This window comes from Haemophilus sp. SZY H35, assembly GCF_018829705.1.
GTDB lineage: Bacteria > Pseudomonadota > Gammaproteobacteria > Enterobacterales > Pasteurellaceae > Haemophilus > Haemophilus haemolyticus_K.
The window spans coordinates 17,918-38,885 of sequence record NZ_JAHKJZ010000006.1 but is presented as its reverse complement, the minus strand read 5'-3'; the positions used below and the strand labels follow the sequence as shown (position 1 = coordinate 38,885).

Annotated in this window: 17 protein-coding genes; 7 read left to right on the top strand and 10 right to left on the bottom strand. The window is 39.0% G+C overall.

Features of this window, described 5'->3' with window-relative positions; translation table 11 throughout:
- Nucleotides 1-31: 31 nt before the first annotated feature.
- The 3 genes from htpX to KP710_RS08715 form a co-directional block, all read right to left on the bottom strand.
- A complete protein-coding gene (gene htpX, locus KP710_RS08725) occupies nt 32-886 on the bottom strand; it encodes a protease HtpX (protein ID WP_164994248.1) in 855 nt (284 codons plus the stop codon).
- 147 nt (nt 887-1,033) lie between these two features.
- Nucleotides 1,034-1,423 (bottom strand): RidA family protein, encoded by a 390-nt coding sequence (locus KP710_RS08720; protein WP_215771101.1) that lies wholly within the window; start codon nt 1,421-1,423, stop codon nt 1,034-1,036.
- A gap of 50 nt (nt 1,424-1,473) precedes the next feature.
- The gene (locus KP710_RS08715) at nt 1,474-2,217 is read right to left on the bottom strand and encodes an MlaA family lipoprotein (RefSeq protein WP_048953101.1); all 744 of its coding nucleotides are present in this window, start codon (nt 2,215-2,217) and stop codon (nt 1,474-1,476) included.
- Between the two features lie 172 nt (nt 2,218-2,389).
- Here KP710_RS08715 and KP710_RS08710 point away from each other — a divergent pair, with 172 nt between their 5' ends.
- Complete coding sequence (locus tag KP710_RS08710) at nt 2,390-4,312, top strand: ABC transporter ATP-binding protein (protein ID WP_048953123.1); 1,923 nt, start codon at nt 2,390-2,392, stop codon at nt 4,310-4,312.
- Nucleotides 4,313-4,355: 43 nt separating this feature from the next.
- Here KP710_RS08710 and KP710_RS08705 read toward each other — a convergent pair whose 3' ends face one another.
- The 6 genes from KP710_RS08705 to glpT form a co-directional block, all read right to left on the bottom strand.
- Entirely contained in the window at nt 4,356-5,030 is a 675-nt protein-coding gene (locus KP710_RS08705) for a phosphoglycolate phosphatase (RefSeq protein ID WP_048953100.1), read from the bottom strand.
- A gap of 21 nt (nt 5,031-5,051) precedes the next feature.
- Complete coding sequence (rpe, locus tag KP710_RS08700) at nt 5,052-5,729, bottom strand: ribulose-phosphate 3-epimerase (protein ID WP_048953099.1); 678 nt, start codon at nt 5,727-5,729, stop codon at nt 5,052-5,054.
- Between the two features lie 124 nt (nt 5,730-5,853).
- Nucleotides 5,854-7,365: a glycerol kinase GlpK gene (gene glpK, locus KP710_RS08695; protein WP_005635293.1), complete on the bottom strand. Its 1,512-nt coding sequence runs from the start codon at nt 7,363-7,365 to the stop codon at nt 5,854-5,856.
- Nucleotides 7,366-7,385: 20 nt separating this feature from the next.
- A complete protein-coding gene (locus tag KP710_RS08690; RefSeq protein ID WP_048953098.1) occupies nt 7,386-8,180 on the bottom strand; it encodes an MIP/aquaporin family protein in 795 nt (264 codons plus the stop codon).
- A 227-nt stretch (nt 8,181-8,407) separates the two neighbouring features.
- Nucleotides 8,408-9,502, bottom strand: a complete 1,095-nt coding sequence (gene glpQ / locus KP710_RS08685; RefSeq protein ID WP_048953097.1) for a glycerophosphodiester phosphodiesterase — start codon at nt 9,500-9,502, stop codon at nt 8,408-8,410.
- 103 nt (nt 9,503-9,605) lie between these two features.
- A complete protein-coding gene (glpT, locus tag KP710_RS08680; RefSeq protein WP_048953096.1) occupies nt 9,606-11,048 on the bottom strand; it encodes a glycerol-3-phosphate transporter in 1,443 nt (480 codons plus the stop codon).
- Nucleotides 11,049-11,341: 293 nt separating this feature from the next.
- On the opposite strand from glpT, the gene glpA reads away from it, so the two are divergent.
- From glpA to KP710_RS08650, 6 genes are all read left to right on the top strand, one after another.
- A complete protein-coding gene (gene glpA / locus KP710_RS08675) occupies nt 11,342-13,033 on the top strand; it encodes an anaerobic glycerol-3-phosphate dehydrogenase subunit A (RefSeq protein WP_048953095.1) in 1,692 nt (563 codons plus the stop codon).
- Nucleotides 13,023-14,321, top strand: a complete 1,299-nt coding sequence (gene glpB / locus KP710_RS08670; protein WP_048953094.1) for a glycerol-3-phosphate dehydrogenase subunit GlpB — start codon at nt 13,023-13,025, stop codon at nt 14,319-14,321. The genes glpA and glpB overlap by 11 nt, the downstream gene beginning before the upstream one ends.
- 11 nt (nt 14,322-14,332) lie before the next feature.
- Nucleotides 14,333-15,613, top strand: coding sequence for an anaerobic glycerol-3-phosphate dehydrogenase subunit GlpC (glpC, locus tag KP710_RS08665; protein ID WP_048953093.1), 1,281 nt, complete (start codon nt 14,333-14,335; stop codon nt 15,611-15,613).
- A 159-nt stretch (nt 15,614-15,772) separates the two neighbouring features.
- Nucleotides 15,773-18,301: a class I adenylate cyclase gene (locus tag KP710_RS08660; RefSeq protein ID WP_048953092.1), complete on the top strand. Its 2,529-nt coding sequence runs from the start codon at nt 15,773-15,775 to the stop codon at nt 18,299-18,301.
- 83 nt (nt 18,302-18,384) lie between these two features.
- The gene (gene cysE, locus KP710_RS08655; RefSeq protein WP_048953091.1) at nt 18,385-19,188 is read left to right on the top strand and encodes a serine O-acetyltransferase; all 804 of its coding nucleotides are present in this window, start codon (nt 18,385-18,387) and stop codon (nt 19,186-19,188) included.
- A gap of 9 nt (nt 19,189-19,197) precedes the next feature.
- Nucleotides 19,198-20,013, top strand: coding sequence for a shikimate 5-dehydrogenase (locus tag KP710_RS08650; RefSeq protein WP_048953090.1), 816 nt, complete (start codon nt 19,198-19,200; stop codon nt 20,011-20,013).
- Between the two features lie 64 nt (nt 20,014-20,077).
- Here the strand turns inward: KP710_RS08650 and KP710_RS08645 are convergent, their stop codons facing one another.
- Nucleotides 20,078-20,902, bottom strand: coding sequence for a 5'-nucleotidase, lipoprotein e(P4) family (locus tag KP710_RS08645; RefSeq protein WP_048953089.1), 825 nt, complete (start codon nt 20,900-20,902; stop codon nt 20,078-20,080).
- Nucleotides 20,903-20,968 lie beyond the last annotated feature (66 nt).

The following is a 20,968-nucleotide window of genomic DNA, read 5'->3' as shown; positions in this document are numbered from 1 at the left end:
ATGAAAGGGTGACCGATTTTTTATCTATTTTTTAAAGATTACGTAATGCTTCAATGCGTTTTTCAAGCGGTGGATGACTCATAAAGAGTTCACTACGTTTACCGTTAATCATGAAAGCATTGAGTGAGCCTTCAAGGTTTTGTGGTTCATGTAATTGTTGTAAACGCTGTAATGCCATAATCATTTTTTCTTTGCCGACAAGGCTTGCAGAACCCGCATCGGCTCGAAATTCACGATAACGTGAGAACCACATTGCAATAATGCTGGCAAGTACGCCAAATACCATCTCTAACACCATTGACACTAAAAAATATAAGCTAGAACTACGCGTTTCCTCACCGTTATTATTACGTGAGCTTGCGACTGCTGTTGCAATAATACGTGATAAGAAAATTACAAAAGTATTTAACACACCTTGTAATAAAGCCATAGTTACCATATCACCATTTGCTATATGAGAAATCTCATGAGCAAGTACGGCTTCCGCTTCGGCTTCTGTCATGTTATTCAATAAGCCAGTACTCACTGCGACTAATGAATTACTTTTTGTTGCACCTGTTGCAAAAGCGTTGACATCTGGTGAATGGTAAATTGCTACTTCTGGCATTGGAATCCCCGCAAGTTGTGCTTGTCGAGCAACGGTGTCCATTAACCAATGTTCTGTTTGGTTACGAGGTTGAGTAATAACTTCGCCATCAACTGAACGCAATGCCATTGTTTTTGACAGAAATAAAGAAATCAAAGATCCGGCAAAACCAAATAGTAAGGCCATAATTAAAATACCACTGGTACTGTTTCCAGCTATACCTGTGACACTTAAAATAATTCCCAACACCAACATAACGGCCATATTGGTAGCAAGGAAAAGAAGAATACGCATCATAATATGTTCTCTCTAAGTTAGGATTAATCTTCCTCTTTTAGTGGGGAAGGGTTATTAAAATTCAAGGTAGAATAGAAATATTTATATAAAAATGCGGTCAGAAACACGCAAGTTTATGACCGCATTTTTGATAATTGGTTGCAGAAGTTATTATTTTCGTATTGCAATGGCTTCAATTTCTAACCCTACATCTTTTGGTAATCGCGCTACTTCTACGCAAGAGCGTGCGGGAAAGTGAGGATGATGATTTTCTTTGAAAAAACGTTCATATTCAGCATTTACTGTTGCGAAGTCATTGAGATCTTTTACAAAAACTGTTGTTTTGACAATATCTGCTACAGTTAAACCTGCTTGTTCAATGATTGCTTTTATATTTTCTAAGGATTGGCGTGCTTGCGCTACGATATCTGTTGGTATATCTCCTGTTGTTGGATTGACAGGAATTTGACCCGATGTAAGTACTAAATTGCCTAAATCAATGGCTTGAACATAAGGGCCAATTGCTGCAGGGGCATGCTCGGTATGAATAATTGTTGTCATGGTTTTCTCCTTGATTGATGAAAGTGCGGAGAAAATTACCGCACTTTTGTTTATTGATCAATTTCTTTTAGCACATCATCAGGAAGTGTCTCTTGATGATCTTCAGATTTTCCATTACTGACCTTGAATTGAAGATTTTGGTAATAAGCCTCGCGAAATGTTACGTATGGATCTTGGGCTTGACGTAATAGCTCTGCGTTATCGAGATTTTTAGCACGGGTATCTACAGCTTGAACACCATATTTAACGAGGGACCATGGCCCGCCTATCCATTCCCAGAAAGGATACATATAAGCGGCATCTACTACGGCACCAGTTAATTGGCGCGGTGTAGTGGCATTATAGATAGGTAAAACAATATATGTGCCAGCATCAACGCCATAGCTTCCAAGTGTTTCACCAAATCCGCGTTGGTGATCAATGCGTAATTCTTTACTTGCACTCGCAAAATCAACAAAACCACCTAAACCAAATATAGTGTTGATCCAAAAACGGTTAAAATGTACAAAGGCTTTTTTCGGTTCACCTTCAATTAATCGGTTTACAAAGCTTACAGGCTCATCAAGATTGTTCGCCATACTTGTAAGGCCTGAAGAAACGCGCTTAGGGACGTAATTATTCCAGCCCTTAGCTACAGGTTCAAGAACATAACGATCCATCACATTATAGTTAAACTTCCACATTGTTCTATTGAACCCTTCAAGGGAGTCATTACGTTCTCCATCAGGTTTATTTGCACATCCTGTTAGTAAGAATGTACCTAAAAGTGCGGCTAAAATTGCTTGTTTTTTCATTCATAATCTCCAGTATAAAATTTGGCTTATTCTACCTAATTTGCCTAGTAACAACAAAATAAATCTGCCGTAAGTAGTTATTTCTTACTGATTGAAATTGATTTTGTAATAAGTTTTGCATATTGAACATAATGTTGCAAAATAAGCAAAAATTAAGATGTGTTTTAGAAAAATGATTGTATTTAATAATATTTCCTTAAAGCGTGGACAAACGGAATTACTCGACAATGCGGTAGCTACGATTACCCCTAAACAAAAAGTTGGTTTAGTGGGTAAAAATGGTTGTGGTAAATCCTCTCTTTTGGCGTTGTTAAAAAAAGAACTTCAGCCAGAAGGCGGAGATGTGACTTATCCATCAAATTGGGCGGTATCTTGGGTGAATCAAGAAACGCCTGCACTGGATGTTTCTGCAATTGATTATGTAATTCAAGGTGATCGAGAATATTGCCGCTTACAGCAAGAATTAGCTTGGGCGAATGAACAAAACGATGGTAATGCGATTGCACGTATTCACGATAGACTTGATGCTATTAATGCGTGGACAATTCGCTCTCGTGCGGAAACACTTTTACATGGTTTGGGCTTTACTCAGGTAGAAACCAGTCATGCTGTGAAATCCTTCTCCGGTGGTTGGCGAATGAGATTGAATTTAGCACAGGCGTTGCTTTGCCCGTCAGATTTATTGTTACTTGATGAGCCGACGAACCACTTAGATTTGGAGGCAGTGATTTGGTTGGAACGTTGGTTAGTGAATTATCAAGGTACATTGGTGCTGATTTCTCACGACCGTGATTTTCTTGATCCGATCGTGAATAAAATTTTGCATATTGAACATCAAAAACTGAATGAATACACCGGTGATTATTCGTCTTTTGAGGTGCAGCGCGCGACTAAACTTGCACAACAGGTTGCGATGTATCGACAGCAACAACAAAAAATTGCTCATTTACAAAACTATATTGATCGCTTTAAGGCAAAAGCGACTAAGGCAAAACAGGCGCAAAGTCGAGTGAAAGCGTTAGAACGAATGGAACTTATTGCACCAGCTTATGCAGATAATCCCTTCACCTTTGCATTTCGTTCCCCTGCTACTTTGCCAAGCCCTTTAGTGATGATTGAACAAGCTAGTGCGGGTTATGGAGAAGGGGAAAGTGTGGTTGAAATTTTGAGTAAAATTAAACTTAATCTTGTGCCAGGTTCACGCATTGGTTTATTGGGGAAAAATGGTGCAGGTAAATCAACTTTGATTAAACTTTTAGCTGGAGAGCTGACCGCACTTTCAGGCAATGTTCAACTTGCTAAAGGTGTACAGCTTGGTTATTTTGCTCAACATCAGTTGGATACGCTTCGTGCGGAAGAATCTGCGCTTTGGCATATGCAAAAAATCGCACCAGAACAAACTGAACAACAGGTACGTGATTATCTTGGTAGTTTTGCTTTTCACGGAGATAAAGTGAATCAAGCGGTGAAGTCCTTTTCCGGTGGTGAAAAAGCGAGATTAGTTTTAGCATTAATTGTATGGCAACGCCCAAATTTGCTGTTATTGGATGAGCCAACTAACCACTTGGATTTAGATATGCGCCAAGCTTTAACAGAAGCCTTGGTTGATTACGAAGGTTCGCTAGTTGTTGTCTCTCACGATCGTCATTTACTACGTAATACGGTAGAAGAATTTTATTTAGTACATGATAAACAAGTGGAAGAATTTAAGGGGGACTTAGACGATTATCAGAAATGGTTAACCGAACAAAATAGTCAATTGATATCCAAATCTAATGATGAAATTGAAGCTACAGAAAATGCTACTTCTAACCAAAATCGTAAAGAACAAAAACGCCGTGAGGCGGAATTACGTCAACAAACCGCACCATTTCGTAAAAAAATTGTTCAGTTGGAAGACAAAATGGATAAGTACTCTCAACAACTTGTAGAGATCGAAAATCAGCTGTCGGATTCAGAGCTTTATAATGCAGAAAATAAAGAAAAATTAACCGCACTTTTGAATGAACAAGTGACAGTGAAAAAGTCGTTAGAAATAGTGGAAGCAGATTGGATGATTGCGCAGGAAACGTTGGAAGGAATGTTGAATCTTTAGATTGAGTTAGGGCGGAAAACTGCCGCCCTATTTTAAAGATATCTTACAAAATTGTTAGTAACTGAGAAAAATCATCGAATACCCAATCTGGGTTGGAATCGCTAATAGGCATATTATAGTTATACCCATAGGTTAATCCGACAGCGGGGCAACCTGCTGCGTGTGCAGCAAGAATATCATTTTTAGAATCACCAACAAAAAGTATTTGGCGTGGTTCAACACCGAATTTCCCACATAAATAATAAAGTGGCCCTGGATGGGGTTTGATTGCAGGTAGTGATTGTCCACCAAGCATTTCGCTAAATAAATGATCAATACTAAATGCGGACAACACAGGTTGAACATGACGTGTTGGCTTATTTGTTACGACTGCAAGCGTATAGCCTTTTTCTTTTAAATTTTCTAAAGTTTCCTTCACATTGGGATATAAACGGCTGATATTGCATAAATTTTCACCGTAGTAAAAATTAAACCGCGCTTTTACTTTTTCAATCTCAGACACTGTTAATTCTCGACCGCTTTGAGCACAAGCCCAATCTAATGCTCGGGCAATTAAGACAGGTGCACCGTTGCCAATCCAAGTGAGTACTAATTCTTCGGATGCTTGAGGTAAGCTAAATTCAGTTAATGCAGAGTTTACTGATAAGGCTAAATCTGGCAGGCTATTTACTAAGGTTCCGTCTAAATCAAATCCAATAAGTTTAAATTGTGTATTCATTTGTTATCTCTTCTAAAAATATTATTGGGCTTTCATATTTGATAATTGTGTACGCATTTGATCTATTACTTGTCTATAATCGGATTTTCCAAAAATGGCTGAGCCCGCCACAAACATATCAGCACCTGCAGCAGCAATTTCTGCAATATTATCGACTTTAACACCACCATCAACTTCGAGACGAATATCATAGCCACTGTTATCAATAATTTTACGTGCTTGTTGAAGTTTTTGTAAGGTTGCAGGAATAAAGGATTGACCACCAAAACCTGGGTTTACTGACATTAATAATACAATGTCAATTTTGTCTAACACATAATCTAAATAACTTAGTGGTGTTGCGGGGTTAAAAACTAAACCAGATTTACAACCGTGATCACGAATGAGTTGTAAAGTGCGGTCAATATGTTCGCTAGATTCTGGATGAAATGTAATATAGTTTGCCCCAGCTTTGGCAAAGTCAGGAATAATTCTATCCACAGGTTTTACCATTAAATGTACATCAATTGGCGCGGTAATCCCATAATCCCGTAAGGACTGGCATACTGCGGGGCCAAAAGTGAGATTAGGCACATAATGGTTATCCATCACATCGAAATGAATGACATCTGCGCCAGCATTAAGCACACGTTGTACATCATCTCCAAGTCGAGCAAGATCGGCAGACAGAATAGAGGGGGCAATGAGATAAGGTTTCATGATGATTCTCCATTGAGAAAATAATATCTTTAGTTTACTGATTTGAGATAAAAAAACCAATAAAAAACGACCGCACTTACGATCGTTTTGAAGTAATGAACATTTGAAAATAGGCAATAAAAAATTATTCTTCATCCTCTTTTGCCCATTCTAATGAGCGTTTAACGGCTTTTTTCCAGCCTTTGTAGCGACGTTCGCGTTTTTCATTGTCGCTGTCTGGGCTGAAAGTGCGTTCTACACGGGCTTTATCACGAAGCTCGTCTAAATCTTTCCAGAAGCCTGTTGCTAAACCTGCAAGGTAAGCGGCGCCTAGCGCAGTCACTTCTTTTACAACTGGGCGCTCAACATTTACATCTAAAATATCAGCTTGGAATTGCATTAAGAAGTTATTGTTGGTCGCGCCACCATCTACACGGAGGTATTGTAAGCGTTCACCTGAATCTGATTGCATAGCCTCTAAGACATCGCGGGTTTGGTAAGCAATAGATTCTAATGTTGCACGAACAATATGATTACGGTTTGCACCGCGAGAAAGGCCAAAAATTGCACCGCGCGCATATGGATCCCAATATGGTGCACCTAACCCAGTGAAAGCTGGAACAACATATACGCCATTACTATCAGTTACTTTTTGTGCAAAGTATTCAGAGTCAAAACTATCGTGAACAATTTTGAGTTCATCACGGAGCCATTGGATTGATGCACCCGCGATAAATACTGAACCTTCTAAGGCATATTCTGGTTCGCCTTTTGCATTACAAGCAATGGTTGTGAGAAGTCCATTTTTGGATGTAATAGCTTTGTTACCTGTGTGGAGCAACATAAAGCAACCTGTGCCGTAAGTGTTTTTGGCTTGGCCTGCATGTACGCAAAGATGTCCGTAAAGTGCAGCTTGTTGGTCACCTGCAATCCCTGCAACAGGAATACGAACACCGCCTTTACCACCGATATTGGTTTGGCCGTAAATTTCAGAAGAGTTGCGTACTTCAGGTAACATTGAACGTGGAATATTCAAGATTTCAAGCATCTTGTCGTCCCATTGTTTGGTATGAATGTTGAATAACATGGTACGAGATGCATTGGTGTAATCGGTTACGTGCACTCGGCCTTGAGTCAGTTTCCATACAAGCCAAGTATCAACGGTACCAAATAATAATTCGCCTCGTTCTGCTTTTTCTCGAGCACCTTCAACATTATCCAAAATCCATTTCACTTTTGTACCAGAGAAGTAAGGGTCAACCACTAAGCCTGTGGTATTGCGAATGTATTCTTCATGACCATCGGCTTTTAATTTATCGGTAATGTCTGCAGTACGGCGACATTGCCATACGATAGCGTTATAAACAGGCGTACCAGTTGCTTTTTCCCATACAATGGTGGTTTCACGTTGGTTGGTGATACCGATAGCAGCAATTTCATCAGATGTAATGCCCGCTTTGGCAACGACTTCGTTTAAGGTTGAGCTTTGAGTTGCCCAAATTTCCATAGGGTTATGTTCTACCCAGCCTGCTCGAGGGTAGATTTGGGTAAATTCACGTTGTGCAATTTCAACCACATTCGCATTATGATCTAATAATACTGCGCGAGAGCTTGTTGTGCCTTGGTCTAATGCAATGATGTATTTTTTGTCTGTCATAGTATTACTCCTTCAAATAATTATTCGCAGCCGCAATTACAAGGTAAATTGCCGCCAATTGCTTTTTTGTATAACCATGCACCAGCTAATGCGCCTAAAACGGGTGCAACCATTGGAACGATAAAATAAGGGATTTCGCGTCCGCCAGTTAAAGCGAGTTCGCCCCAGCCAGCGAGATAAGCAAAGAATTTTGGTCCGAAGTCACGTGCTGGATTCATGGCAAAACCTGTTAATGGGCCCATAGCACCGCCGAGAACCGCGATTAATACACCAATTAATAATGGGGCAAGTGGACCACGAGGTACACCGTTTCCATCGTCAGTTAATGCCATAATTAATGCCATAAGAATTGCAGTAATCACAAATTCCACAGCAAAGGCGCCACCAACGCTTAAACTTGGATGAGGATAAGTGGAGAATGTACCCGCAAGGCTTAAACTTTCTTGTGTACCGCGAACAATATTGTGGGCTGTTTCATAATCGATAAAAACATTGCGGTATAAGGCATAAACTAATGCTGCAGCAAAGAATGCGCCGAGCATTTGTGAAATGATGTAAGGAATTACTTTTTTGCCATCAAAGCAAGCAAATTTCCAAAGGGCAATGGTTACTGCTGGGTTTAAATGTGCGCCAGATAAACCAGCTGTTGCATATACTGCAAGTGCAACGCCCATCCCCCACATAATGCTGATTTCCCACAAGCCAAAACTAGCGCCTGCTACTTTTAGTGCTGCAACGCAGCCCACACCAAAGAAAATCAATAAGGCTGTACCTAAAAACTCGCCAATACAGTTCGCTTTTAATGATTTATCCATAGATCACTCCTTAGAAGTGCGGTTGAAATGAAGAGTGTTTTCCCTAAATAAAGGGGAAGAATTTATTAAAAAGAATACGGAGTGTTTTGAAATAGCCTCCTTATTTGAATTCTAGGTTAGAACACCTAGATTGATTATGATGTTACTCTGTTAGAGTAAATTTTTAGCTTCTACAATATAGAAACCTAGTTAACCGTGGGTATGTTTACCCACGGTTGTGAGGGATATTATTTTTTCCCTTTTAAGAATTCCACGCCAGTATCTGGGAAATCAGTAAATACGCCTGTTGCACCTGATTTATTCAATAATGCATCGTACATTTGATTTACATCTGTGAAGAATTCTGGCAATGCGTCTTTACGCACTGTATATGGATGAAGTTCAACTTTGTATTGAGCAAGCTCTTTTACTAATGGTGTGTATACAATGTTGCCTGGTTTAGATTTTTCTTTATCTACTAACATATACCAACCCGGACCAACACCATCAGCATATTTTACCACTTCTGCCATTGCACCTGGTTTAAACATCCAATCGTAATCGTAGTTTACCCATTTACCTTTCGCATCTTTTTCTTGCGTTTCTTTCCAATCTGTATAAGCCACTAATTGAACTAATTTCAAATCCATGCCCATTTTTGGAAGTAATTCAGTTTTGATACGTTTTAACTCATTAAAGTCGAAAGTTTGTAAGTAAACCATATCGGTTTTCTTATCATAGCCATATTTTTTCAATACTTTGAGCGTTTCTACGGCAATATCTTTGCCATTTTGATGGTGGAACCAAGGTGCCTTGATTTCTGGATAAATCCCTACTTTTTTGCCTGTAGATTTTTCCAAGCCTTGGATAAATTCAATTTCATCTTCAAAGGTGTGAATTCTGAAGTGTGATTTCCAAAGTGGGAAACGACCAGGATAAACTTGTGCTTGTTTGCCATCTTTGGTTTCAAAGTTTTCTGTCATTTCTAAACTTTGAATTTCTTTCAAGGTAAAGTCGATGACATAGTAACGACCGTCTTTACGGTGACGATGTGGGAATTTTTTCGCTACATCAGTCAAGCCATCTAAAAAGTGATCGTGAATAACCACTAAACGACCATCTTTAGTCATGGCTAAATCTTGCTCTAAATAATCAGCATGTTGTGCAAACGCAAGTGCTTTAGATTCTAAAGTATGCTCTGGTAAATAACCGCTAGCACCACGGTGAGCAATAATGATTTTGTCTGATTTCATTTGGGTGTTTGCCATGCTTGATGAATGGCTGCTGCAACCTGCAAGTACGCCAGCTGCTAATAAAGAAAGCGCTAAAGTTTTAAGTTTCATAAGTATTTTCTCCTTAAGAGTGCGGTAAATTTTTATGGTTTTTTTAGATTTTAGTTACAAAAAAGGCGACTAAGCAATTTGCCCGTCGCCTTTTTTAAGCTAATTATTTAGTACCGTAAGTATCGCCTAATTTCGCTTTGTGTTTTCCTTCTTCAACCATTACGATTAAGAGTAATAACACAGCTAATACGCCACCGCCGATCATTACGTAGAAACCACCGTCCCATCCGTAATGTTGAGCAGCCCAACCGATAACTGCAGATGCAGAAACTGTACCACCTAAGTAACCGAATAAACCGGTGAAACCTGCTGCAGTACCTGCTGCTTTTTTCGGTGCTAACTCAAGAGCATGTAAACCGATTAACATTACAGGACCATAGATTAAGAAACCGATTAAAGTCATTAAAATGAAGTCAGTTAATTGGTATGGGTTTTGATACCATGCGCTGTAGTTTGCTAATTCAGCTTCTGGTGTAGCAGGGTTCATCCAGTACGCAATAACCGCTGCAGTTGTTAAGATCATGAAGATGAAACCAGTTAAACCACGTTTACCTTTGAATACTTTATCTGATACCCAACCACATAATAATGTACCTGGAACCGCTGCTAATTCATAGATTGTATACGCCCATGCGGTACCTTTGATGTTGAAGTGTTTTACTTCGCTCAAATAAACCGGAGACCATTTTAATACACCGTAGCGGATTAAATATACGAACACGTTAGCAAGTGCGATGTACCATAACAATTTGTTTTTCAATACATAAGTAACGAAGATTTCTTTTGTGCTTAAATCGTTTTCGTAAGTTTTTTCGTTATAGTCATCAGGGTAGTCATTACGCCATTTTTCGATAGATGGTAAACCACAAGATTGTGGAGTATCACGCATCACGAAGTAAACTGGAATTGCACAGATCATTGCTGCAATACCCGGATAGTATAGGGATTGTTGCCAAATGTCTTTTGCTTGTGCTTCGATACCATGAGTGCTGAAGAAGACGGCACTTGCTAATAGCACCATTGCACCAGGCATCATACCACCGATATTGTGCGCAGTATTCCAAATTGACACGATAGTACCGCGTTCAGATTTAGACCACCAGTGCACCATAGTACGACCACATGGAGGCCATCCCATACCTTGGAACCAACCATTTAAGAAGATCATCGCCCACATGATAGCGATGCCAGAGGTTGCCCATGGGAATAGACCCATTAAGGTCATACATAAACCAGATAGTAATAAACCAAATGGTAGGAATACACGAGGGTTAGAACGGTCAGACATACCAGCCATGACGAATTTTGATAAACCGTAAGCAAGACCAGCTGCAGAACCGATTACACCAAGCTCAGCTTTTGTATAAAGACCTGCTTGAATTAAACCAGGTTGTGCTAAGTCAAAGTTTGCACGCACGAAATAGTATGCGGCATAACCAAAGAAGATCCCTGCGAATACTTGCCAACGTAAGCGTCTATACGTGGAATCAATTTTTTCCGCTGGAAGTTCCGCAATATGCGGAGCGGGTTTAAATGGACCAAACATAATTTTTCTCCAACTTTGTAATTATGTGTTATTGAAATTTACCCTTCAGATAGTAAGGGATGTGCTGCATCATAAAAGAAAATAAAAAATAAGAAAGTAGTAAAATGCAAAAATGTGAAGTGTTTCACAAAAATTTTACTTTGTCTGAGCGAATGCGAAAATTATTGTGATCAACTTCACAAATTCATTTTCTTTTCCGCTCAAAATGTTGTTAATTTAAGCATACTTAAATACAATACTCTCTGTATTTTTTATATTACTTTTTTGTTAAATTTTGGGAATTGGGGGTAAACATGGGATTATCGCCTAGCATGTACAAAGATGTTGGAGATTTTTCGCCACTCAGTACCGATGTCATTATTATTGGTGGTGGCGCAACGGGTGCTGGTATTGCGCGTGACTGTGCACTTCGTGGTATTGATTGTATTTTATTGGAACGCCGAGACATCGCAACGGGTGCGACAGGACGTAACCACGGATTATTACACAGTGGTGCACGTTATGCCGTAAACGACCAAGAATCTGCTGAAGAATGTATTAAAGAAAACCGCATTTTGCGCAAAATTGCGCGCCATTGCGTAGATGAAACGGAAGGCTTATTTATCACTTTGCCTGAAGATTCTCTCGACTATCAAAAAACCTTCCTTGAGAGTTGTGCAAAATCTGGAATTGATGCGCAAGCCATTGATCCTGACTTAGCTAAAATTATGGAGCCTTCTGTAAATCCAGATTTAGTGGGCGCTGTTGTTGTGCCAGATGGTTCTATTGACCCATTCCGTTTAACTGCCTCTAATATGATGGATGCGACAGAAAACGGCGCAAAAATGTTCACTTATTGCGAAGTAAAAAATTTGATTCGTGAAGGTGGAAAAGTGATTGGTGTGAATGTGTACGATCATAAAAATCGTAGAGAACGCCAATTTTTTGCACCGTTGGTTGTGAATGCTGGTGGTATTTGGGGACAAGGGATTGCGGAATATGTCGATCTCAAAATCAAAATGTTCCCTGCGAAAGGTGCATTGCTCGTAATGGGCCATCGTATTAATAAACTTGTCATTAACCGCTGCCGTAAACCAGCTGATGCGGATATTCTTGTTCCAGGCGATACAATTTGTGTTATTGGTACAACGTCAAGTCGTGTGCCTTATGATCAAATCGATAACATGCAAGTGACGCCAGAGGAGGTGGATATTCTTTTCCGTGAAGGTGAAAAACTTGCACCGAGTTTACGTCATACTCGCGTATTACGTGCTTATGCAGGGGTGCGTCCATTAGTTGCGAGTGATGATGATCCATCAGGTCGTAATGTGAGTCGTGGTATTGTGTTACTTGACCACGCAGAACGCGATGGCTTAGATGGCTTTATTACTATTACAGGCGGTAAGTTAATGACTTATCGTTTAATGGCTGAATGGGCGACCGACCTTGTTTGTAAAAAACTCAATAAAACGGCTCGTTGTGTCACTGCGGAGCAACCTTTGCCAGGCTCTACTGAAAGCCGTCAAGAGACCAATCAAAAAGTCATTTCATTACCAAGTACTATTCGTTATTCCGCCGTGTATCGTCATGGTTCACGTGCTACTCGTTTGCTTGAAAAAGAACGTTTAGATCGTTCAATGGTTTGCGAATGTGAAGCGGTGACGGCGGGCGAAGTGCGCTATGCGATTGATGAACTGGGCGTAAATAACATTGTGGATTTACGTCGCCGTACTCGTGTTGGTATGGGTACTTGCCAAGCTGAGCTTTGTGCATGTCGTGCTGCTGGCTTAATGAACCGTTTTGAAGTGGCAACACCAACTCAATCAACGACTCAACTTTCTGCCTTTATGGAAGAACGCTGGCGCGGTATTGAGCCGATTGCTTGGGGTGAAGCTATTCGCGAAGCCGAATTTACATCTTGGATGTATGGTAGCGTATTAGGTTTAAATGATGTGAAACCGCTTGATGAACAAGCACAACAAGGGACGGATAGCAATGAATTTTGATGTAGCCATTATTGGCGGTGGTTTAGCGGGTTTAACCTGTGGTATCGCTCTTCAACAACGCGGCAAACGTTGCGTGATAATCAACAACGGTCAAGCAGCCATTGATTTTGCATCCGGCTCTTTAGATTTATTAAGCCGTATACCATCAACTCCAAATGGAGAAGGTCGCGCGGTAGAAAATTTAAAAGAAAATATTACCGCACTTCGCAATGAATTACCTGCTCACCCTTATAGTTTATTAGGTGCAGAGAAAGTACTTGCTAAAGCGCAAGATTTTGAACGTTTAGCTAATGAATTAAATCTTGATTTAATTGGTTCTACGGAAAAGAACCATTGGCGTGTAACTGGCTTAGGCAGTTTGCGTGGTGCGTGGCTTTCACCAAATAGTGTGCCAATTGTACAAGGCAATGAACGTTTTCCGCATAAACGTATTGCTGTGCTTGGTATTGAAGGTTATCACGATTTTCAACCGCAACTTTTGGCGGCAAATTTGGTGTTAAACCCACAATTTGAGCATTGTGAGGTGACTAGTGGTTTCTTAAATATTCCACAATTAGACGAGCTTCGTAAAAATGCTCGTGAGTTCCGCAGTGTAAACATCTCTCAACTTCTAGAGCACAAACTTGCGTTTAATGATCTTGTTAAAGAAATTATTGAATCAGCGCAAGGTGCAGAAGCAGTATTTTTACCGGCTTGTTTTGGTTTAGAAAACCAAGAATTTATGACCGCACTTCGTGATGCAACTAAACTCGCATTATTTGAATTACCAACGTTGCCACCATCATTACTTGGTATGCGTCAACGTATTCAATTACGCCGTAAATTTGAATCCCTTGGTGGTTTAATGATTAACGGTGATAGTGCATTGAGCGCAACATTTGAAGGAAACCAAGTACGTTGTATCAACACTCGCTTGCTCGAAGATGAAGAAATTACTGCAGATAACTTCGTACTAGCTTCAGGCAGTTTCTTCAGTAAAGGACTCATTTCTGAATTCGATAAAATTTATGAGCCGGTTTTTGAATCCGATATTATCGGTGTTGAAGGGTTTAACGATAAAGATCGTTTTACTTGGACTGCTCATCGTTTTGCTCATCCACAACCTTATCAATCTGCTGGTGTGGCAATTAATGCGCAATGCCAAGTGCAAAAGAGCGGTCAATATTTAACGAATTTATATGCCGTCGGTAATGTAATTGGTGGTTTTAATGCGCTTGAACTAGGTTGTGGTTCGGGTGTCGCAGTTGTAACTGCCTTGGCGGTTGCTGATGAAATCTTGGCGAAATAAGGGGGAATAATATGGATAATAATATTCAACGACTCATTGATAGTGCAAAACAATCCCTAAATTCACCTGAAAGCCATAAATATATCGACGAAAGTTTTGAAAGCTGTATTAAATGTACGGCTTGTACCGCTGTTTGTCCGGTTTCACGCAACAATCCGCTTTATCCTGGTCCAAAACAATCTGGCCCAGATGGTGAGCGTTTACGCTTAAAATCTGCTGAACTTTACGATGAAGCACTTAAATATTGTACCAACTGTAAACGTTGTGAAGTGGCTTGTCCGTCTGATGTGAAAATCGGTGATTTAATTGTGCGTGCACGTAATAACCACTTAGCACAATCTAAAAAACCGTTAATGAATAAATTGCGTGATGCGATTTTAAGTAACACGGATGTCATGGGGAAAATCAATACGCCATTAGCGCCGATTGTAAACACTATCACAAGCCTAAAAGCTACCAAATTTATGTTGGAAAAAACGCTTAAAATTAGTAAAGAACGTACTTTACCTAAATATGCGTTTGGCACGTTCCGCAGCTGGTATATGAAAAATGCGTTACAAGGCCAACAAAAATTTGAGCGTAAAGTCGCGTATTATCATGGTTGTTATGTGAACTACAATAATCCGCAGCTTGGTAAAGAATTCCTTAAAGTATTCAATGCGATGAACATTGGAGTGATGTTACTAGAAAAAGAAAAATGCTGTGGTTTACCATTAATGGTGAATGGTTTCCCAGAACGTGCACGTAATATCGCACGGTTCAATACCGATTACATTGGAAAAATGGTAGATGAAAATGGACTAGATGTGATAAGTGAGGCATCAAGTTGTTCACTTAATCTGCGTGATGAATACCATCATATTTTAGGTATCGATAATGCTAAAGTGCGTCCGCATATTCATATGGTGACGCCATTCTTATACCAACTGTTCAAAGAAGGTAAAACATTACCGTTGAAACCACTTAAACTTCGAGTGGCTTATCACACCGCTTGTCACGTAGATAAGGCGGGTTGGGCACCTTATACTTTGGAAGTGTTGAAAAAAATTCCTGGTTTAGAAATCATTATGTTACCTAGCCAATGCTGTGGTATTGCTGGGACTTACGGTTTTAAATCAGAAAACTATGAGGTTTCACAATCTATTGGTAAAAACCTATTCGATAATATTAACGAAGGTGGGTTTGATTACGTCATATCTGAATGCCAAACCTGTAAATGGCAAATTGATATGTCATCCAATGTGACCTGTATTCACCCATTAACCTTACTCTGTATGTCGATGGATGCTTAGTTAAGAAAATGTTACACCTTAATCATCTATATTCTAGATTAAGGTGTAATAAATCGAATGATAGAATAGTACCGCGCTATTTCGTTTAATTCTTTTGCTTTCCTACACCTCAAGTGGTAAATTACTTAGTAATTTTTGCTGTTCTGGTAAGGACGCCGCTTGGAATATAATCTTGAACGAGCCAAACAATGGGTAAAGGCTTTAGATAAACGTCGTTTTGAACGAGCGTTACTGGGTTCTGGCGATGCGTTTCAACATGTGTTATCAATAGTTCCTTTACTTTTACAGAGTAATCACCCACAGCTTCCTGGCTATGTCATTCATGCTCCATCAGGGGTTTCCGGTTTCCATATTTCTGATTATCAAAAGCGATGGCTTGTTAATGAATACGGTATTAATTATGCCGATTGTAAATATATAAATCATCAAAGTGCGGTAAATTTTCAATCTGTTTTGCCTCCTATTTTAGGTGTGTATGTGATGGGGAGTTTTGGTTCTATTAGCCAAACTTCATCTTCTGATTTAGATACTTGGATTTGTGTCCGTGATGGCCTTAGTTCAGATGAATGTGCACTTATTACCAAAAAAGCTAAACGTATTTCTGAATGGGCGACTCAGTTTAATGTAGAAATTAATTTCTATTTAGTAGATCAGCAACGCTTTCGCCATGAACATTATGCTGATTCACTCACCGCCGAAAATAGTGGATCCGCACAGTATATGTTGCTGTTGGATGAATTTTATCGGTCAGCAGTTCGTTTAGCGGGTAAACCTTTGTTATGGCTACATTTATGGGTTGAAAACGAAAAGGATTATGAAAAGGAAGTTGAACGACTGATTGAATCTGGGGAACTCGATCCAAATGATTGGGTTGATTTTGGCGGTTTAGGTCAATTCTCGGCGAGTGAATATTTTGGGGCTAGCTTATGGCAGCTTTATAAAGGAATTGATTCTCCTTATAAATCAGTACTCAAAATTTTACTGCTAGAAGCTTATTCTAAAGAATATCCTAATACCTGTTTAATTGCACGCACCTTTAAACGCGATTTACTTTCAGGTTGTGCTAATCCAGATCACCATTTTGATCCTTATATTGCTATCCTTTCAAAAGTTACTCAATATTTAACCGCACTTTCTGAATTTAAGCGCCTTGATTTTGTACGTCGTTGTTTTTATGTGAAAGCAACGAAGGATCTTGCACTTTACCAAGCAGATAATTGGCGTATCCGTTATATGGAAATTTTGGCTCGGGAATGGGGATGGTCTGATGAAACTGTACAATTCCTTAATTGTCGCCCACTTTGGAAAATCAAAGCAGTCAAAGAAAATCATGATAATGTGGTGAAGTTTTTGATGTTGAGTTACCGTAACTTAGTTGAGTTTGCTCGAAAACATCGAATTCACTCAAGTGTTGTACCACAAGATATTAATATTCTTTCACGTAAACTTTATACGGCCTTTGAAGCAATTCCGGGTAAGGTCACTTTACTCAACACGCAAATTTCCCATAATTTGTCGGAAGATCATATTACCTTCTTAGAAGTACGAGGAAATAAGCATTTTAAAGATGGCTGGTATCTTATTAATCAGTCGCCAAATCATATTATGTTTTCTAAAGAGCGAGTGATTGAATATGGTGAGAGCTTAAATAAACTCGTCGCATGGGCATATTTTAATCGTCTTTTAACTGAGAAGACGCACTTATCTATTTTCAGTAAAAAAGTGAGTTCAGCAACATTATATCGTTTTGTAAGTAATCTTCGAGTGGCATTTCCAAGTACTGTCGCACCTCAACCAAGTAATAGTGATTTATTAAATCAGTGTGAAATTCGTAGTTTGTTTATTGCTATTAATCTGACGTTAGATCCAACAGCGAATGTAGAAGAAGTATTAACAGATATTTCATCAAGAGATTTATTTAGTTTTGGTGCAATGGAGCAAAGCCTTGTAGGAAGTATTGATTTTACTTATCGTAATATTTGGAATGAAATTCGTACCCTTCATTTTGAAGGTCAAAATGCGATTTTGCTTGCTCTAAAAGTGCTTTCTAACAAAATTTATCGTGGAGTGAATCGACCTGATTCGATTCAAGTATATTGTTATAGCAAACGTTATAGACAAGATTTATGCCAGCTTGTTAGCGGGTTAGTTAATCGTTGTGTGAGTATTCAGGTTGGAGAGACGTCATTAAGTCATTCCTCTCGTTTACGTGTTGCCGGTAAAAATTGGCAATTCTTCTTTGAAGAGCGTGGTATCACTTTACAAGAAATCCAGAATGATTCTGCGCTTGATGATATAAAAAGTGCGGTAGATTTTGATGAAGTTTTACAAAATCCTATTAAGGATAGTGAAATGACCCAAGAAAGCCGTTGTTATCCAGCAGAAATGGATGCGTTTGCTCGAGAAGGTTTCTTACAGTTTTTCTTTGAAGATAATCCAGATCACAGTTTTAATGTTTATATTTTAGATGAAGCTAATCGTCTTGAAATTTATCGCCGATGTGATGGTGAAAAGGATGATAAAGTGCGTGAGATTAATCAACTTTACCAAAATGCTAAGCATGAGGGAGATAATAATCCTTATAATATCATTTTGCGTAATTTTAATTATCCGCAATTTTATCAATTACAAAATAGTGAAAAAGGAAGGGTGATAGTGCCTTTTCAATTTCGTTTAGCTAATGTTTAGTTGATATTGCGTTATAATTTTGTTGGATAAATTAAGATATGGCCAGGCTTGCCAATAAAATGGGCGGAGAAAGGGGATATAATATGACATTAGAGGTATGGCAGTACATCCGTCAAGAGGCCAAAATGCTCGCAGAGCATGAGCCTATGTTAGCAAGTTTCTTTCACTCTACTATTTTGAAACATCAAAATCTTGGTAGTGCATTGAGTTATTTACTTGCTAATAAATTAGCGAATCCTATTATGCCAGCGATCTCTTTACGAGAAATCATTGAAGAAGCCTATCAAGCTAATCCTTCAATTATTGATTGTGCAGCAAGTGATATTAAAGCTGTGCGTCAGCGCGATCCAGCGGTGGAATTGTGGACTACGCCATTACTTTATTTAAAAGGTTTCCATGCTATTCAGAGTTATCGGATTACACATTATTTGTGGAATCAGAATCGAAAAGCGCTTGCGCTTTATTTGCAAAATCAGATTTCAGTAGCCTTTGATGTAGATATTCATCCTGCAGCTAAAATTGGTCATGGCATCATGTTTGATCATGCCACAGGAATTGTCGTAGGGGAGACCTCTATAATTGAGAATGATGTGTCTATTTTGCAAGGTGTAACACTTGGCGGAACAGGTAAAGAATCTGGTGATCGTCATCCAAAAGTACGCGAGGGCGTGATGATTGGTGCTGGTGCTAAAATTTTAGGTAATATCGAAGTTGGAAAATATGCCAAAATTGGGGCTAATTCAGTCGTGCTTCATCCTGTACCAGAATACGCGACAGCTGCTGGGGTACCGGCGAGAATTGTTGGGCAAGATAAAGCTGCAAAACCTGCATTTGATATGAACCAATATTTTATTGGACTTGATGATGGTATGAATTTAAATATTTAGAAAAGTAAAATGATAAATAAAGATACTCAACTCTGTATGTCGTTGTCAGGACGACCAGGTAATTTTGGAACCACATTTCATAATTATTTATATGAAAAGTTAGGGTTAAATTTCATTTATAAAGCCTTTACGACACAAGATATTGAACATGCAGTGAAAGGTATACGAGCATTAGGTGTTCGTGGTTGTGCTGTTTCTATGCCGTTTAAAGAAAGTTGTATGCCTTTTTTAGATGAAATCCATTCTTCAGCAAAAGCGATAGAATCAGTAAATACTATTGTGAATGATGATGGTTTCTTACGTGCTTATAACACAGATTATATTGCTATTGTAAAATTAATTGAGAAATATCAACTGAATAATTATGCTTCCGTGATTGTACAAGGCAGTGGCGGGATGGCGAAGGCCGTTGTTGCTGCATTTAAAAATAGGGGCTTTGAGAAGCTTAAAATTTATGCTCGCAATGCAAAAACAGGGCGATATTTAGCCGCACTTTATGGTTATGAATATATTGATTCGTTGGTAAATCAGTGTGCAGAAATTTTGGTAAATGTCACCCCGATAGGCATGAAAGGTGGAAAAGAAGAAACTGAGTTGGCTTTTCCACAATCTATGATTAATGCTGCAAATATCGCTTTTGATGTTGTTGCTATTCCGGCTGAAACCCCCTTTATCCGTTATGCAGAATCTAAAGGGAAAAAGGTTATTTCAGGTGCTGAGGTTATTGTTTTACAAGCGGTTGAACAATTTGAACTTTACACGCATCAGCGTCCAAGTAATGAATTAATAGAAGAAGCGGCAGCATTTGCAAGAACAAGAAGTTAAATAAAATCTCCATTAAATAACATTTAATGGAGATTTTTTATCAACTACTATTAATGATAACAGACTATTTACCATCCCATGCTTGTACGGCATCTAGACGTGCTTTAATTTTGCCTTGGGTATCTTTTTTAAAGTAACCGTCAGCTAATCCACCTTCCCAGCCACCGTAATTTGCATTTGGTAATACAATAAAGGTTTTACCAAATTTAGCCTGATTTTGTTGTACAAATGAACGACGTTCATTGTTACTTTTTCCGTAGACTGTATCTCCGAAATCGTCTAGGTTATCGCCAGCGTAAAGAACAATCTCATAGCCTTGTTTTTCAATCTCGGCAAAACGCGCAGCTTTAGCAGATTTATCTTTTTTAAAGTAAAAGGATGAATCATCTAAGCCTTTAAAGCCAAGACGTTTCATATCGTCAATGGTACCGGTTTTTTCTGTGCTATCTTTACGGTTAGTCACGTAAAACATTTTACCGTTATGTGAATTTACATAATTATTAAATTCTACTGCGCCAGGGATAGCTCGGGATTGGCGAGCTTCAACCCAACGCGTCCAATCTTTTCCATCAAATGGTTTATTGTTTTTTACTTGCCAACCAGCATAAAGGCTGTTATCTAACATGGTTTCATCTAAATCAACAACAACCGCTTTTTTCTTTCCTTTAGTAACTTTTGCGTGATCAAAGGCAACTTTTGCTGCATTGTATGCTTGATAAGTTAATGCTTGGTATTCACCCGAATCTTGCATCCAGTTTAATCCAAGAACTGCTTGTTGTTGCAATTGTGCATTAGCATGTTCCTTTGAATCCATTGAATGAGTACTACATCCAGCGAGAACAAAAGCAGAAATTGCAGCAAGTGCGGTCATTTTTAAGGTTGTTTTCATGTTAAATTACTCTCCATATTAAGGCAGTTAAATACTGTGGGGAGTATATCAAGTCTTTTGGTTTTT